Raw genomic sequence first — 14,836 nt, forward strand, 5'->3', positions numbered from 1 at the left:
CTTATCCTTTCTTAATGAATAAGCTTATTAACCAAACTCCTGCATAGAATACTGGAGTACTAAATATAGTAAAAAATAGTTTAAATGAATAGCTATTAAGTACAAGATGACATAATTGGTCAAAAGGAAAAATATTAAATAAGCTCATAATCCCAATTACAATAAAAGTATCGATAAATAAAGAAATTGCCGTACTAAAATTATTTCTTATCCATAAATATTTACCTTTAGTAATTTTACATATCCATAAATAGATATTAATATCAACAAGTTGAGCTATATAACAGGCAAAAGTTGATGCTAAACAAGATATTAGTAGCTTCCAATTTATCCATGAGACTTATTATTATTATTAAAACTACTATTATATTAAAAATAATAGCAAGCTTTACACAAAAATTGGCTCTTTCTTTACCGTAAAACTCAGCTATTAAATCCGTTAATAAAAAAGTTAACGGGTAAAAAATTGCTCCTATAGATAATTCAAGAATATAAAAATTAAAAATATTAAGGTAAACAAATTTTTGATATATTAAGTTTCCCTACTATAATAAGGACTGTAAAAAACGTACATAAAATGATATAAATTTTTTCTTTTATATTAAATTCTATAGACATTTCTAAAATTATTTTAGGTGCAAAAATATTGCTGTACTCTAATAATATATATTGGGAGTTCTGAAAACTATACTAAATTCATGTCATGCCATTTATCCATAGGTGTTGTTACATGACTCCTGTTATGTCATTCCCGCAAAAGCAGGAATCCAGTACTTTTATCTGTCACCCCGTGGTCAAGCCACGGGGTGACACAGTGGCTTTTACCGATCCACGCAACAATACCAACAACGGTAGACAATGACAAGTATGAGAGATATTACTAAGATAAAGCTGTAACTATTTAGCTATAGGTAAACTATTTTCTGCTTGATTTTCTTCAATTTCATTAATCTTAGAAACTAAATCAGATTTCTTTTTTGAGGAAAGGTTAGCAAGTACTATTGCATTTATTAAAAATAATGTTGTAAGTATTATAGTACTTTTAGTAAGAAAATTACCGACTGTTTTAGCACTGACTACTCCCATATTATTACCGCCGCTTATACTACTAATTCCATCCGATCCGCTACGCTGCATCAGAATAACTATAATTAGCAATATTGCAATAGTAATATGTACAAAAAGAAGAATGTCTATCATATAATAAAATAATCGTTACCGTATTTTAAATGTAAATCATACATTAGTTTTATATTATTTGCAACTTAGCTTTATAAAATAAACATAATACTATAATAGTATCTGATAGAAACTAGACTAAAATCAGCATATGAGTTTTTCAAGAAAGGTTAAAAACTCACAAAGTTTAGGATGTGTTGTGGTGCTACTAGGGGGAATCGAACCCTCGACCTCTTCATTACCAATGAAGTGCTCTACCCCTGAGCTATAGTAGCAAGATTATTTCAAACCCGTTTTGCCACATATTTGTCATAAAATCAAGAAAAATTTTGGAAATTCGTTTACTATTTACAAAAAAGCTCTTATCTTTATTCGCTCCACTTATATGTACCCCATCATAAGATGCTACTGTAGTTTCATTAGCATACATCCCAAATTCTTTCTGTAAATAATCACTTAAAATCTTTAGTATTTTTTCTTTGGTTTGGCATGCTAATATCATTTTATTATCTTGTACTAACTTGTGTAATTTGGGTATCTCTTCTGCAGTAACAAGCCTCATTGCCAAACAACCATTTTCTTCTTGTTGTAGAAGGTCAGCCGTTACACTCGTAGTAACTCTATGACATGTACCGAATAAGTCTAGATCTATCCTTGAAATTGCTTCGTCACTAGTTACTTCTTTAAAAGTTCTGGAATAATTGATGTATCCTCAGAGATACTGGCAAAGACTAATCCCTTTTCAGTTATTTTATGTTCACAAGCATCACCATAGTAATAACTCTTAGGTCTAAAGACTACAATTTTGTTATTAAATTCAACTAGGTTTGCAGTTTTTGTAATTTTTTCATATTTTATCTAAACTTCTATTTTTGTAAAAAGATAAGGCAATCAATGCAAAAATACAGCTTAATATGACATAATAAACTGCTGAGGTTACATGCCCTGTTTTGTGTACTAAATATTCAAAGACAAGAGGCGTAGTACCACCAAAAATACTTGTAGCAGTGTTATATGAAATAGAGAGAGCAGTGTTACGTATATTTGTAGGATACAATTCTGCTTGTAATGCCGGTTCAGGACCGATATAGCTAGCAGCAAGTATAGCAAGTATCAATTGTGAGATAATTACACTTGTGAAGGCCCCACTCTCAAAATTATTAAGTAAAAATGGCGTTGTTACAATAATTATTATCAGATTAATTACAAAAATTTTCCTGCGACCTATAATATCGGATAGATAACCGCTTAATAAAGTTACGACTATCATAATCACGTAACACACGCTAGCAAGGCTATTTACCTCATTTTCAGTAAAGTTGCGGCTGATTTTTAAAAACGATACCAAGTAAATTGTAGTTAGATAGAATATTATCGAACCGGGAGCATTTATAAAAATCGAGATTAATATATCAAACCAATAATTGGTAATGACTTTTTTTAACGGTGATTGTAAAATCTTGTTCTGCTCTCTTAGATTTTTAAAATTCGGTGTTTCGTGTGTATTTTTTTTAATATAAAATGCTGCAAAAAGAATAAAAAAACCAAGTAAAAAAGGTATTCTCCAGCCAAAACTATCAAATTGTGAAGCTGTTAGGATATTCTTAACAATATAAGAAACAAAAGAACCAAGCAATAAACCGGAGCATATACTAGACATTGAAATACTACCGGTTAAGCCTTGGTGTTTATGGTTAGTATGCTCAATAACAAAGGAAATAGAGCCGGTCAAAACTCCTCCCATTGATAATCCTTGTAGAATTCGTACACAAATCATTAATATAGTCGCAGTTATACCGATAGTATGGTAAGTTGGTAATATTCCTATTAATACGGTTGGGGCAGACATGCAAAATAACGCACTAGTTAAGGCTACTTTGCGTCCAAATCTATCACCGATAACACCAAAAAATATGCCGCCCAACGGTCTTGCCAAATAACCTATAGCAAATACTAAAAAAGCTTGCAGTAAAGAAGTATTAGCATCATCATTTGGAAAAAATTTTGTTCCTATTATGGGTGCAAAATAACCGAATAATACATAATCATACCATTCAAAAGTGTTAGCGATACCGCTTGAAAATACTAGTTTACTGCGATTCATGTTTTCTATTCATAGCTGTTTTTTCGGAATATATTATAAATAAGGTGGTAGGAATTATTATTACTGCTCCATGAAGTGTGCTTTTATCAGGAAATTCGTTAAATATGAAATATGCCGCTATTACCGAAATAACCAGCTCTAAATATCTATAAGGAGCGGTAGCGGTTGCATCTACCATGGAAAAAGCTTTAAGCAGGAAGAATAATATTAAGCTTCCGCTACTACCGAGTACAAACAATAAAGCTAATTCAAAACTACTAGGAGTTAGCCAATACTGCGATGCTACAGGTAACGACACTATAGCAGTTACTATTGCCGAATAAAATAGCATGCTAATCATCGATTCTTTTATTACGAATTTTTTATTAATAATATCAAGCATAGCAAATGAAATAGCCGCTAATACAAAATACAAAATTTCTGGGTTAAAATCCTCGGCATGCGGTTTAAGCGTAACAACAAGTCCTATAAATCCTACTACGGTAACTACCCATCTTGGCCAAATAATATTTTCGTTCAGAAAAAATACGGCAAGTATTAACGTAAATAAAGGAATAGAAAAACTTACGACTGTTGCAGTAGTAACGGGAGCTATGGTAAGACCGTAAGTCCAAGAAGTCATACCGAAAAATAATAATAACCCTCTTAATATATGTACAAAAGGACGACTTGTTTTTAAAGTATTTTTACCATAATAAACAACAAAAGGTAGTAAAACTATGCTACTGAAAAAGAAGCGGAAAAAAGCTACTTCAAAGCTATGTAAACGAGTTCCAAGATATTTAGACATTACATCATTGGCACTACTACTTACTAAACTAAGTAAAAACCAACCTATACCGGTTAAATATGTTTTTAATGCATCATTCATTAATATGCTCCAATAATTTCTATAATTTTACTTAAATGTCTTGACTTTTAGCATAAAAGAATTCTATCTTTTATGACAATGGTATAAATTATATAAACAAAAATTTTATATAATAATACGGTAATCAATTTTAAGCAAGTAAAGGTTATAATTATATGTTAAGAATAGTGAAAAAATTAGGGATAATTTTGTTTGTATCCAGCATAAGTATTAATAGTTTTGCTAAAAGCATGTATGATGATGTAGACTCTGCTCCTGACTATGATAGTACACCGTATTACGAAAACGAAGGCAGTTTAGTTTTCAAGATGCGTCTAGGAGGTGTTGTTTCAAGTGCTAAGCAAAAAGGATTATCTACTCCTACCTCTCCTCAACCTGTTTCAGTAGGAGAAGTGGCAAAAAACGGTTATGGAGGTGATGTGTCCACTACTATATTCTTTAATAATTATTTAGCTACTGAATTATCACTTGGCTTTAATGTTTTACGCACTAAATATACATCTATTGCAGCCGTTGCTCATAATTATGGCGTTGATAATGTTAAACTAGGAAAAAACAAACCTATTTATATGATTCCTGCAACAGTTACCGGACAATTTCATATAGCTCCTTACGGTGGAATAAGACCATATATAGGTATAGGTTATCACGGTTCTTATATGCTTACGCAAGCTACCGGTCTTAAAATTAGAAACGGACACGGTGCCGTAGGACAAATAGGTGTAGATTTTTATGCTAAAGATGATACTTTAATCAATATTGACGTAAGACAATTTTTCTTAAATCCTCAACTTGAGTATAAACCGAATTTAGTGGGTAATAAAACCATGGCCTCTAAAGTTAAATTTAATCCTTTAATAGTTTCTATAGGTATAGGATTTACTTTTTAGCCTTGTTGCATGGTTCTTGAAGCGTATTTGTCATCCCGCGACTTGATCGCGGGATCCAGTTTTTTTATTTTTTTGGATACCACGGTTAAGCCGCGGTATGACATTAAATAGCTAATAATATAAACATACATTCACCTATGTCCCTACAAATTATCCAGTTATTATACTTAGTTGCGGCTGTTTGCTTTATTCTATCACTCAAATTCTTATCCTCACAGAAACAAGCACGTTTAGGCAGTACCATAGGTATTTTGGGGATGGCGATAGCAGTCGTCGTTACTTTTTTCCTACCGGATTTTACTCATAAATTACCCATTATAGCAACCATATTATTAGGTGCTGTAATCGGCGGGATTATCGCACTTAAAATCTCCATGACGGCAATGCCTCAATTAGTAGCGGGATTTCACTCTTTTGTCGGTCTTGCTGCGGTATTTGTAGCTTATGCTACAGTACTTGCTCCTGAAAATTTTTCTATAGGAATAGCAGGAAGTTTACCTATTAATGCATTAATAGAAATATCAGTAGGCGTCTCTATCGGTGCTTTAACTTTTAGCGGTTCAATTATAGCTTTTCTAAAACTACAAGGCTTAATGAAAAGTAGCCCATTAAAATTCTACGGTCAGCAATATATATGCTTATTAATGGCAATAATATTGGTTATTCTAGTAATATCGTTTATTCGTTCAGAGAATATATTTTTATTTAATCTAATAGTCTTTTTATCACTGTTAATCGGAGTATTACTAATAATACCGGTAGGCGGTGCAGATATGCCTGTTATAGTCTCAATGCTAAATTCTTATTCAGGTTTTGCGGCAGCAGGTATAGGCTTTACGCTTAGCAATAGCCTACTTATTATTACTGGAGCATTAGTCGGTAGTAGCGGAGCTATACTTAGCTATATAATGTGCAAAGCGATGAATCGCTCATTAATTAAGGTTATTTTTGGGGCGTTTTTGCCTGCACCTACTGGAATTAACAAGGATATAGACGACGATAAAATAGCAAAAACAAGCTGCCCTGAAGATGCGGCACATTTACTACTTAATACATCATCGGTGATAATTGTTCCCGGTTACGGTATGGCAGTAGCCCAATCTCAGCATATCATAAAAGAGCTGGTTGATATATTAGAACGTTCAGATATTAATGTACGTTTTGCCGTACATCCGGTAGCAGGTAGAATGCCAGGGCATATGAATGTTTTACTTGCAGAAGCTAATATAGATTATGAGAAAGTACTTGAGCTTGAAGAAATTAATAGAGATTTCGCTACCACTGACGTAGTGCTTGTGATTGGGGCAAATGACGTAACTAATCCTGCTGCTAAAAATGATCCGAACAGTCCAATTTACGGTATGCCGGTACTCGATGTCGAAAAAGCACGTACGATTTTGTTTATTAAACGTTCTATGGCATCAGGATATGCAGGTATAAAAAATGCGCTATTTTATCACGATAATACTTTTATGTTATTCGGCGATGCTAAGAAAGTAGTTGAGGAGATAGTTAAGTTTCTAAATGAAGATTGACTTAAATAACTCTATTTGTTATAACTTCTTAAATTAAGCCAAAAAAACAATTATCATGAATTCGCAAAAAACATTACCGCTTCTGCCAAAAGCCACGGCTATATGGTTAATTGAAAATACTTCTTTAACTTTTAAACAAATTGCCGATTTTTGCGGTATTCATGAATTTGAAATAAAAGGTATGGCTGACGGTGAAGTAGCACAATCTATAAAAGGTTTAAATCCAATTGCAAACGGTCAGTTAACTTTAGAGGAAATTGAGCGTTGCAGTAAAGATCCTAATGCTAATTTACAAATTTCATACAGCCCTGCTGATGAATTGATGAAAAATCAGAAAAAACAGCGTGCTAAATACACTCCTATAGCAAGACGTCAAGATAAACCGGATGCTATATATTGGTTATTGTGTAATTATCCGAACATCCAAGACCATCAAATAATTAAATTAATAGGTACTACTAAAATTACTATAGATGCTATTAGAACCCGTAGCCATTGGAATATGAATTCTATTCGTCCTCGTGATCCCGTATTACTGGGGATCTGTAGTCAAATAGACCTGAATAAAATAGTAGAAAGCCTAAAACCTCCACAAAATCCTACAAAAGAATCATAAAATTATACTAACTGCTATCCTGCGAAAAGCTTGCTTACGTGAATTATTTTTTGGTTGTTACCCCGCCTTGATCAGCGTTATTGCGTGGCTCGTTTATGTCATTCCTATATAGTTGAACATTGCTGGATGGACCGGCAAAATCCACTGTGTGTCACCCCGTGGCTTGACCCACGGAGTCCATAAAAAAATCTAAAATACTATTAATAGTATTTTAAGCTAGATTCCGTGGTCAAACCACGGAATGACAACGGATGCGTTTTTCAATCCACACTGACAATACTTTTCTCACAAACGGATTTTTGTATGGATTAGAAAAGTGATTATTGCCTAATAAATCGTTTATCGCTAGGTAAAGTATAACTTTTATCGGTAGAACGATAGGGACAAATATCAATTCCTCCACGCCTAGTATATACTATATAAATAGAAAGAAAATCAGGACTTATAGCATTTTTAATATCTGTAAAAATACGCTCAGCACACTGCTCTGCAAACTCATTACAATTTCTAAAAGATATTAAATATTTCAGAAAAGAATCATATTTTAACTTTTTTCCTTTATATTTTATAACGATTGTACCCCAATCCGGTTGACCGGTTACTAGGCAATTTGATTTGAGTAAATTAGAATTAATCTCTTCTTCTACCAAAACATCTTCATACTCAATTAAACTATTATCGGGTGCACCGTAATTATTGCATACTATATCTAAATCATCGATATTTTTACCGCTTGGAACACCAAATTCTACTCTTGTATTTATAGGAAATATACGTCCTGTTACTTTAGCGTGTGTAACATTACTTAGATCCTGCAAGATCATTCTTTCTAGTTCTTTTACTGATTCAACAACAAAGTTATTAAAAGAATTTAGATATAATTTAAATGATTTTGATTCTACTATATTTTCAGAATCCGTCGGTATATAAAAAGTGCCTACTCCAACCCATGGCTTACCATTCTTATTAAGACAAGATAGTTCATATGTATTCCAAACATCTACACCGTAAAACGGAAGATTATTACTATTTATTCCAAGTTCGTTTCGATGATTTATACGTGGAATTTTAAATAATAAAGTCACATCATAACTATCTTTATAAGTACTTTTTTTACCAAGTAAAGAATTAGATAAAGGCATTAATTATGCTCCTTGTGCTAAAATTTCTTTTTGTTGTAACTCATCATATTCTTTTAGCATATAACCACGTCCCCATACTGTGTCGATATAATCTCTACCGCCGGCAGCATCACTTAACTTTTTACGAAGTTTACAAATAAATACGTCAATAATTTTCATTTCCGGTTCATCAACACTACTATATAAGTGATTTAAGAACATTTCTTTAGTTAAGATAGTTCCTCTTCGGAGTATTAATAGCTCTAAAATAGCATATTCTTTGTTCGTCAAATGTACTTTTTTGCCGTCAACTTCTACACTTCTAGTATCTAGGTTTATGCTAACCTTATCAAACCTAAATACTGATGCTGCATGACCTTTAGAACGTCTAACTATAGCTTTAATTCTAGCAATTAATTCCTCTCTTACAAACGGCTTGGTTAGATAATCATCGGCTCCGGAAGAAAAACCAGTAATCTTTTGATACGTATCCGTTAAGCTAGATAAAATTAAGATTGGGGTTTTTATTTTTGCAGTACGCAATCTTAGTAATATCTCAAAACCATTAATATCCGGTAACATAAGGTCTAAGATTACTAGATCATAACCACCAACTTTACCAAGTCTTAAACCTTCTACACCAACTGAAACTTTATCGCAAACTATCCCTTCTGAAGCTAAAGTTAGTTCAATTAAGTTAGCCATTTCCGGCTCGCCTTCAATTAACAAAACTCTCATTATTTTTCTCCATAAAATTCAATTTTTATATTGTGCTATAATTTACAGTTAATTATTGTTAACTAAATTATAATTTTTTATCTAGTGCTTATACATTCATTAATAACATAAGTAAAGAATATTTAATCAAATTGATAAAATTTTTACTATTAAGCTCTATCTGTGGTTTAAAAACCATGGCGTTTAAAATGAAATTTATTAAATAATTAAATGATTTTCTTAGTTTTGATGCTCTGACATTTTCTTATGATATAAGGCACCAAAATCTATAGGATCAATCATTAAAGGCTGGAATCCTGCATCTTGAGTACAGCTAGCTATAATTTTTCTGGCAAATGGAAATATCATTGCCGGACAATGAACGGATAATAAAACCGGATGTTGTTCAGAATCAATATTAATTAAATTAAATACTCCAGCATATTTTAATTCTATCTGAAATAATTTATATTTCTCATTTCTTGCAATTGCCTCGATATTTAACTCTACTTCATAGAAATTTTCTTCCGATAAATTAGTAATATTTATATCTAGAGATAAATCAATTTGAGGGCGTTGATCCAAAGCCGCAAGAGAAGACGGGGCAGAAGGGTTCTCAAGAGATAAATCTTTTATATATTGTGCATTAACGGAAATATGCGGCATTGTCTCATTAGTATCGGTGTTTATTGTACTCATAAAAATCCTTATTAAAAATTTAATATAATTTTCTACATAAAAAAGTTATGTTAGCGGTAAAGTTACGCCTACTTGTTTCATATATTTTCCTTGGCGATCGGCATATGAAGTATCACAAATTTGATCACTCTTTAAAAATAAAAACTGACAAGCTCCTTCATTTGCATATATTTTAGCAGGTAATGGAGTAGTATTAGAAAACTCTAAAGTTACATGTCCTTCCCACTCCGGTTCTAACGGAGTCACATTTACTATTATACCGCATCTTGCATAAGTGGACTTGCCGACACAAATAACTAATATATCACGCGGTATTTTAAAATATTCTATAGTTCTGCCAAGGGCAAAGCTATTAGGTGGGATAATACACACATCTACTTCTCTATCAACTAAATTATATTCACTGAAATTTTTGGGATCAACCGTAGTAGAATTTATATTGGTGAATATTTTAAATTCATTAGATACTCTAGCATCATAGCCGTAAGAAGATAAGCCGTAAGAAATAATCTTTTCTTTATTATGCACTCTTACCTGCTTTTCTGCAAAGGGCCTTATCATACTGTGATTTATAACAGCTTCTTTTATCCACTTATCTGACATTATAGCCATAATCAAAACTTGATTTAATTAATAAACTAATGATTATAACTCATAATTATTTACAATACAAAATTTTTCTTTAAAACTATAAGTCTGAGACTACTTGAATAATAATAGTGATAATAATACAACGTTATATACTTAAAATTAAATTATTACAAATTAAAATAGTTTTTTATTGTCAATTCTGAAAAGAATTATTAATATTACAGCGTAGTTGTTATATTTATTAATACTAAAATTTATTTTGTATAGTAAATTTTATTTAAGTTTATAGGAGCTTTATTAAAGTGAAAAAATTATTATTAACTGCAAGTATTATTTGCCTTGCATCGGCTGGTCTTGCCGAAGAAAATTCAACACCTGTTATTTCTAATTCTGATACTGAAATAAAATTAGAAGGATTCTATTTATTTGAAAACGGTTATATTAAACAGGATCATTTAATTTTATTTGATAAAAATGTAACTGATAACAGGAAAAAGCTAGGGTTTTACACGGAAGCAGCGTTTGCGGCCACTATTGCTAAAACTATCAATGATGTAATAGCAGGTGCTAAAATAGTGCTTCAGCCTACTACAAGAGCAAAAACCTCTACAAGTTATAATGGATCACATATCTTTATTGAAACTAGTTACGGTAAAGTAGAACTCGGCTCTCCTGCTGATGCAAGCGCTAAGTTGCGTATTACCGGTAGTCAAGTAACTGCAGGTACCGGAGGATGGTCTAGATATGCTCTACTTGACGGTCAATATATGCGATATAATGGTTTAAAATCGGATTTTGATACTAATGCTAGCTTTTATCTTGAGTCATACTCTAATTCTTTTGATCAAATCAATGATAAAGCTGAGAGAGCTAGAAGACTGAATTTTTTCACGCCTAAAGTGAAAGGCTTCCAAGCTGGAGTTTCTTATACTCCCGATACTGCTAATACAGGCGGTAATAGAGATATAAATAATTTAACGCTTGAAAGCTCAGGCAGAAACGGAGTTAGTGTTTCTAAAACCGGAATAAAGACGGTTAAATTAGAGAATAACGAAACCATGACTATTAATCAGAATATTAGGGATGCTTTTTCTGCCGGCTTAACTTATGAACATGAAATTAGCGAAGATGCAGACTTAAAATTATCTGTCACCGGAGAATACGGTAAACCTGCTCGTCGTCTTATTCATGCTAAAATGGACGGAACTACAATTCAAGTGCTTAATACCTATAAGCTTTCTAACTTAAAAGCATATAATCTTGGAGCTGTATTTACTTACGGTAATTTCTCTTGTGGTGCTTCTTACGGTAATTTAGGTAAAAGCTTAACCGCTAAGGAATATTATAAAGTCGGTCGTGATACCTATTATTACAATGGAGCAGTTGCTTATGGACAAGGACCTATAAAAACAAGTCTTGAATATCTTAAAACTTCAAGATATAAAAACACCGTTAATGCTGTAAGCCTCGCTACTGAATATAAGATCATGCCTGGTTTATTACCATATGCTGAAATTTCTCATTTCCAAGCTAAAGGTAAACCTGTATATTACCCTGAAGCACCTAGTAAAACAACACGAGGTACTGTTGGTCTTATAGGTACAAAACTTAAGTTTTAATTATTTACAAATTAATTGCCATCACTATTATAATCAAGACTTAGAGCAATCTTATGCCTTGATTATTCCATTTTTTTAATTGAACTATCAATAAACTTTATAGTTCCATCGTTGTAATAATCTTGTTTTCTCTTCTGTTAAATCTTTCAACCATTCTATTAGCTTACAGCGCTCTAATTCTTGTCAAATTATGCTTAGCTTTTGTACTTCAAGTACTGACGAACCTTGAAAAATTTATGCTATACTGCCTTTTGATTAAATCAAATTATATATTTTACTTTTTTTATTTTTAGATATTGATTTTCTCTGATTACCATATATTGTGATGCAACCATAATATATGGTAATCATGTGATATATGATTTTTATTATTTTAAAACAGGAGTAACACTATGATCAGGTTGATGTTATAGGAGTAGGAGATAGTAACATCTATTAATTTAAATAGGTAAGATGAGTTTAAAAGCCTATAAAAACTTTTAATAATAGAACGGTACAAGCGAATTTATAAATAATTTGCTTGTATCAAACCATATAAAATATGCTATTTTTTTGTATATACTCAATCTTTATTATAATTATGATGATTATGATGAAAATCTATTATTTTTTGGGAAACCCATAGGAGGTAATTTACCGGTACTACCTCTTTTGCCTAAAAATGCAACAATGTTTTTCTCAAGTTTTACTTTTCCATTGTTATTCCAACCTAAGCCGTCTTCTTTATTGAATATTTTAATATCTAGAAGCTTAGCATTCTTAAATTTTTGCAGCGTTACACCTTGCCCTTTTTTCATTTCAGGTATTTCATCTATATTAAATACCAGTAATTTACGACTTTCACCGATACAAGCAATACTATCCCCGTTTACAGGTAAACAAGCTATACATACATGACCATCCGGTACATTCATAATTTGCTTTCCTGTTTTTGTTTGAGCCATTACTTCATTTGAATTAACTAAAAACCCCTTACCTACACTACTTGCAAGTAATAAAAGCTGATCAGGTTTATAGACTAAAATATTCGTAATATCGTTATTACCTATATCCACAAGTAGCTTTATAGATTCCCCTGTTCTTTTACCTTTGGAAATATTATCGGCAAGCAAAGTAAAAAATCTGCCTTCTGAACTAACTATTAATATTTTATCAGTCGTGTAAGCTTCTAAAATAAATTTTTCTGCATCACCTTCTTTATATTTGATAGTCGATAAATCGGTGTTATGACCTTTTAACGAACGTACCCACCCCATTTTTGAGCAGATAATAGTAATCGGCTCTTTAGTAATGAAAGCCGTTATATCAACTACTTGATTCGTAAGCGTTACTTCCTCAAAGCTTGTACGCCTTGCTCCTATTACCGTATTTAATCCAAATTTCGTTTGTACTGTTTTGATTTCTTTTTTAACTATTTTCCATAGTTCTTTAGGATTATTTAGAATTTCTTCTAATATAGCTTGTTGCTTCTGCAAATTACTATGCTCATTAATAATTTCCTGCTCTTCAAGCTTGCGAAGCGAGCGAAGACGGGTATTTAATATCGCTTCTACTTGTATTTCGGTTAGTTTAAATCGCTCCATCATTATCGCTTTTGGCTCATCTTCTTCACGAATAATTTTAATTATCTCATCAAGATTTAGATAAGCTATCCTAAGCCCTTTGAGAATTTCTAAACGATGCTTGATTTTGTTTAAAAGATAAGTTGATCTGCGAGTAACAATATTTTGTCTGTGATCTAGAAACTCTTGTAAAATCTCTAAAATATTCATTACTCTCGGCACGTTATTACTGCCGATCACATTCATATTTAACTGAATGCGGCTTTCTAAATTCGTTAGCTTGAATAGAGATTCCATAACTATTTGCGGATCACATCCCCGATCTCTCGGCTCTATAACCAACCTTATAATGTCTGTTGATTCATCTCTAATATTGCTAACAAGGGGAATTTTTTTATCCTTTAGTAATATTGCTATTTGTTCTATAAGTTTTGATTTCTGAACCTGATAAGGTATATCGGTTACGACTATCTGATATGTACCGTAACTTAGCTCCTCTTTTTCCCATCTGCTTCTCACTCTAAGACTACCGCGTCCAGTAGTATATGCAACATTAATAACTTCAGCTTTATCAATAATTATGCCGCCGGTCGGGAAATCAGGACCTTTGATAAAGTTCATTATATCGTTAATTTCAGCTTTCGGATGGTCGATTAAATGTATTAGAGCATCACAAAGCTCATGTAAATTATGCGGCGGTATATTGGTTGCCATACCGACTGCTATCCCTTCAGAACCATTAGCTAGTAAATTCGGAAAACTTGCCGGCATTATTACCGGTTCTAAATCGGAATAATCATAAGTAGGGCGAAAATCTACCGTATCTTTATCGATGTCCTCCATTAATAACGTACATATGTCTGTCATACGTGATTCGGTATAACGCATAGCTGCTGCATTATCACCGTCGATAGAGCCGAAATTACCATGCCCATCAATTAAAGGATAACGCAACGAAAAATGCTGAGCAAGGCGTACCAAGGTATCGTACACTGCCACATCACCGTGCGGGTGGTATTTACCTATTACGTCACCGACCACCCTCGCACATTTCTTATAGCCGGAATTCGGCTCAAGCCTTAACTGTAGCATTGCGTATAATAACCTACGATGTACAGGCTTGAGTCCGTCACGTACGTCAGGAAGCGAACGTGACATAATTGTTGATAACGCATAAGCAAGATAACGCTCTGATAATGCATTACCAAAGTCAACATTTTCTATTTTAGCTTCTTTCATAAGTTATTTAGTTTTTATTTACCGTCATTGCGAGCAATCGTTGTTGCGTGGTTCTCTATATCATTCCTGCGAAAGCAGGAATCCAGAAAAAAA

At 32.5% G+C, this 14,836-nt stretch carries 12 protein-coding genes, 1 tRNA gene and 2 pseudogenes; 4 read left to right on the forward strand and 11 right to left on the reverse strand.

Features of this window, described 5'->3' with window-relative positions:
- Position 1: 1 nt before the first annotated feature.
- The 6 genes and pseudogenes from GCO76_RS04385 to GCO76_RS04410 all read right to left on the reverse strand — a co-directional run bounded on the left by GCO76_RS04385 (position 2) and on the right by GCO76_RS04410 (position 4,154).
- Positions 2-618: pseudogene (locus GCO76_RS04385) on the reverse strand (queuosine precursor transporter).
- A 279-nt stretch (positions 619-897) separates the two neighbouring features.
- Positions 898-1,200, reverse strand: a complete 303-nt coding sequence (gene secG / locus GCO76_RS04390) for a preprotein translocase subunit SecG (RefSeq protein WP_004996773.1) — start codon at positions 1,198-1,200, stop codon at positions 898-900.
- A 179-nt stretch (positions 1,201-1,379) separates the two neighbouring features.
- Positions 1,380-1,454, reverse strand: a tRNA-Thr gene (locus GCO76_RS04395).
- 89 nt (positions 1,455-1,543) lie between these two features.
- Positions 1,544-1,747: pseudogene (locus GCO76_RS04400) on the reverse strand (hypothetical protein); the annotation flags it as partial.
- Positions 1,748-2,026: 279 nt separating this feature from the next.
- Positions 2,027-3,283, reverse strand: coding sequence for an MFS transporter (locus GCO76_RS04405; RefSeq protein ID WP_410956291.1), 1,257 nt, complete (start codon positions 3,281-3,283; stop codon positions 2,027-2,029).
- The gene (locus GCO76_RS04410; RefSeq protein WP_410956292.1) at positions 3,270-4,154 is read right to left on the reverse strand and encodes a DMT family transporter; all 885 of its coding nucleotides are present in this window, start codon (positions 4,152-4,154) and stop codon (positions 3,270-3,272) included. The genes GCO76_RS04405 and GCO76_RS04410 overlap by 14 nt, the downstream gene beginning before the upstream one ends.
- Positions 4,155-4,309: 155 nt before the next feature.
- On the opposite strand from GCO76_RS04410, the gene GCO76_RS04415 reads away from it, so the two are divergent.
- The 3 genes from GCO76_RS04415 to GCO76_RS04425 all read left to right on the forward strand — a co-directional run bounded on the left by GCO76_RS04415 (position 4,310) and on the right by GCO76_RS04425 (position 7,195).
- A complete protein-coding gene (locus GCO76_RS04415) occupies positions 4,310-5,044 on the forward strand; it encodes an OmpW family outer membrane protein (protein ID WP_410956293.1) in 735 nt (244 codons plus the stop codon).
- A 137-nt stretch (positions 5,045-5,181) separates the two neighbouring features.
- Positions 5,182-6,579 (forward strand): NAD(P)(+) transhydrogenase (Re/Si-specific) subunit beta, encoded by a 1,398-nt coding sequence (locus tag GCO76_RS04420; protein ID WP_410956294.1) that lies wholly within the window; start codon positions 5,182-5,184, stop codon positions 6,577-6,579.
- A gap of 55 nt (positions 6,580-6,634) precedes the next feature.
- Complete coding sequence (locus GCO76_RS04425) at positions 6,635-7,195, forward strand: cell cycle transcriptional regulator TrcR (RefSeq protein WP_410956295.1); 561 nt, start codon at positions 6,635-6,637, stop codon at positions 7,193-7,195.
- Between the two features lie 320 nt (positions 7,196-7,515).
- On the opposite strand, the gene queF is transcribed toward GCO76_RS04425, so the two are convergent.
- From queF to dcd, 4 genes are all read right to left on the reverse strand, one after another.
- Entirely contained in the window at positions 7,516-8,337 is an 822-nt protein-coding gene (gene queF / locus GCO76_RS04430; RefSeq protein ID WP_410956296.1) for an NADPH-dependent 7-cyano-7-deazaguanine reductase QueF, read from the reverse strand.
- 3 nt (positions 8,338-8,340) lie between these two features.
- Entirely contained in the window at positions 8,341-9,054 is a 714-nt protein-coding gene (ctrA, locus tag GCO76_RS04435) for a response regulator transcription factor CtrA (protein WP_410956297.1), read from the reverse strand.
- 219 nt (positions 9,055-9,273) lie between these two features.
- The gene (secB, locus tag GCO76_RS04440; RefSeq protein ID WP_004996787.1) at positions 9,274-9,732 is read right to left on the reverse strand and encodes a protein-export chaperone SecB; all 459 of its coding nucleotides are present in this window, start codon (positions 9,730-9,732) and stop codon (positions 9,274-9,276) included.
- Positions 9,733-9,777: 45 nt separating this feature from the next.
- Positions 9,778-10,344 (reverse strand): dCTP deaminase, encoded by a 567-nt coding sequence (gene dcd, locus GCO76_RS04445; RefSeq protein ID WP_024704438.1) that lies wholly within the window; start codon positions 10,342-10,344, stop codon positions 9,778-9,780.
- Positions 10,345-10,625: 281 nt separating this feature from the next.
- Here dcd and GCO76_RS04450 point away from each other — a divergent pair, with 281 nt between their 5' ends.
- A complete protein-coding gene (locus GCO76_RS04450) occupies positions 10,626-11,942 on the forward strand; it encodes a porin (RefSeq protein WP_410956298.1) in 1,317 nt (438 codons plus the stop codon).
- Between the two features lie 587 nt (positions 11,943-12,529).
- Here GCO76_RS04450 and parC read toward each other — a convergent pair.
- The gene (gene parC, locus GCO76_RS04455; RefSeq protein WP_410956299.1) at positions 12,530-14,743 is read right to left on the reverse strand and encodes a DNA topoisomerase IV subunit A; all 2,214 of its coding nucleotides are present in this window, start codon (positions 14,741-14,743) and stop codon (positions 12,530-12,532) included.
- Positions 14,744-14,836: the final 93 nt, after the last annotated feature.

The sequence above is a fragment of the Rickettsia koreansis genome, assembly GCF_046532895.1.
GTDB lineage: Bacteria > Pseudomonadota > Alphaproteobacteria > Rickettsiales > Rickettsiaceae > Rickettsia > Rickettsia rickettsii.

Bases quoted from the DNA above. Each gene is read 5' to 3' on its own strand.
- GCO76_RS04415 (WP_410956293.1), top strand. From the start codon at position 4,310: ATGTTAAGAATAGTGAAAAAATTAGGGATAATTTTGTTTGTATCCAGC.
- dcd (WP_024704438.1), bottom strand. From the start codon at position 10,344: ATGGCTATAATGTCAGATAAGTGGATAAAAGAAGCTGTTATAAATCAC.
- GCO76_RS04405 (WP_410956291.1), bottom strand. From the start codon at position 3,283: ATGAATCGCAGTAAACTAGTATTTTCAAGCGGTATCGCTAACACTTTT.
- secG (WP_004996773.1), bottom strand. From the start codon at position 1,200: ATGATAGACATTCTTCTTTTTGTACATATTACTATTGCAATATTGCTA.
- GCO76_RS04420 (WP_410956294.1), top strand. From the start codon at position 5,182: ATGTCCCTACAAATTATCCAGTTATTATACTTAGTTGCGGCTGTTTGC.
- GCO76_RS04410 (WP_410956292.1), bottom strand. From the start codon at position 4,154: ATGAATGATGCATTAAAAACATATTTAACCGGTATAGGTTGGTTTTTA.
- queF (WP_410956296.1), bottom strand. From the start codon at position 8,337: ATGCCTTTATCTAATTCTTTACTTGGTAAAAAAAGTACTTATAAAGAT.
- secB (WP_004996787.1), bottom strand. From the start codon at position 9,732: ATGAGTACAATAAACACCGATACTAATGAGACAATGCCGCATATTTCC.
- parC (WP_410956299.1), bottom strand. From the start codon at position 14,743: ATGAAAGAAGCTAAAATAGAAAATGTTGACTTTGGTAATGCATTATCA.
- GCO76_RS04425 (WP_410956295.1), top strand. From the start codon at position 6,635: ATGAATTCGCAAAAAACATTACCGCTTCTGCCAAAAGCCACGGCTATA.
- ctrA (WP_410956297.1), bottom strand. From the start codon at position 9,054: ATGAGAGTTTTGTTAATTGAAGGCGAGCCGGAAATGGCTAACTTAATT.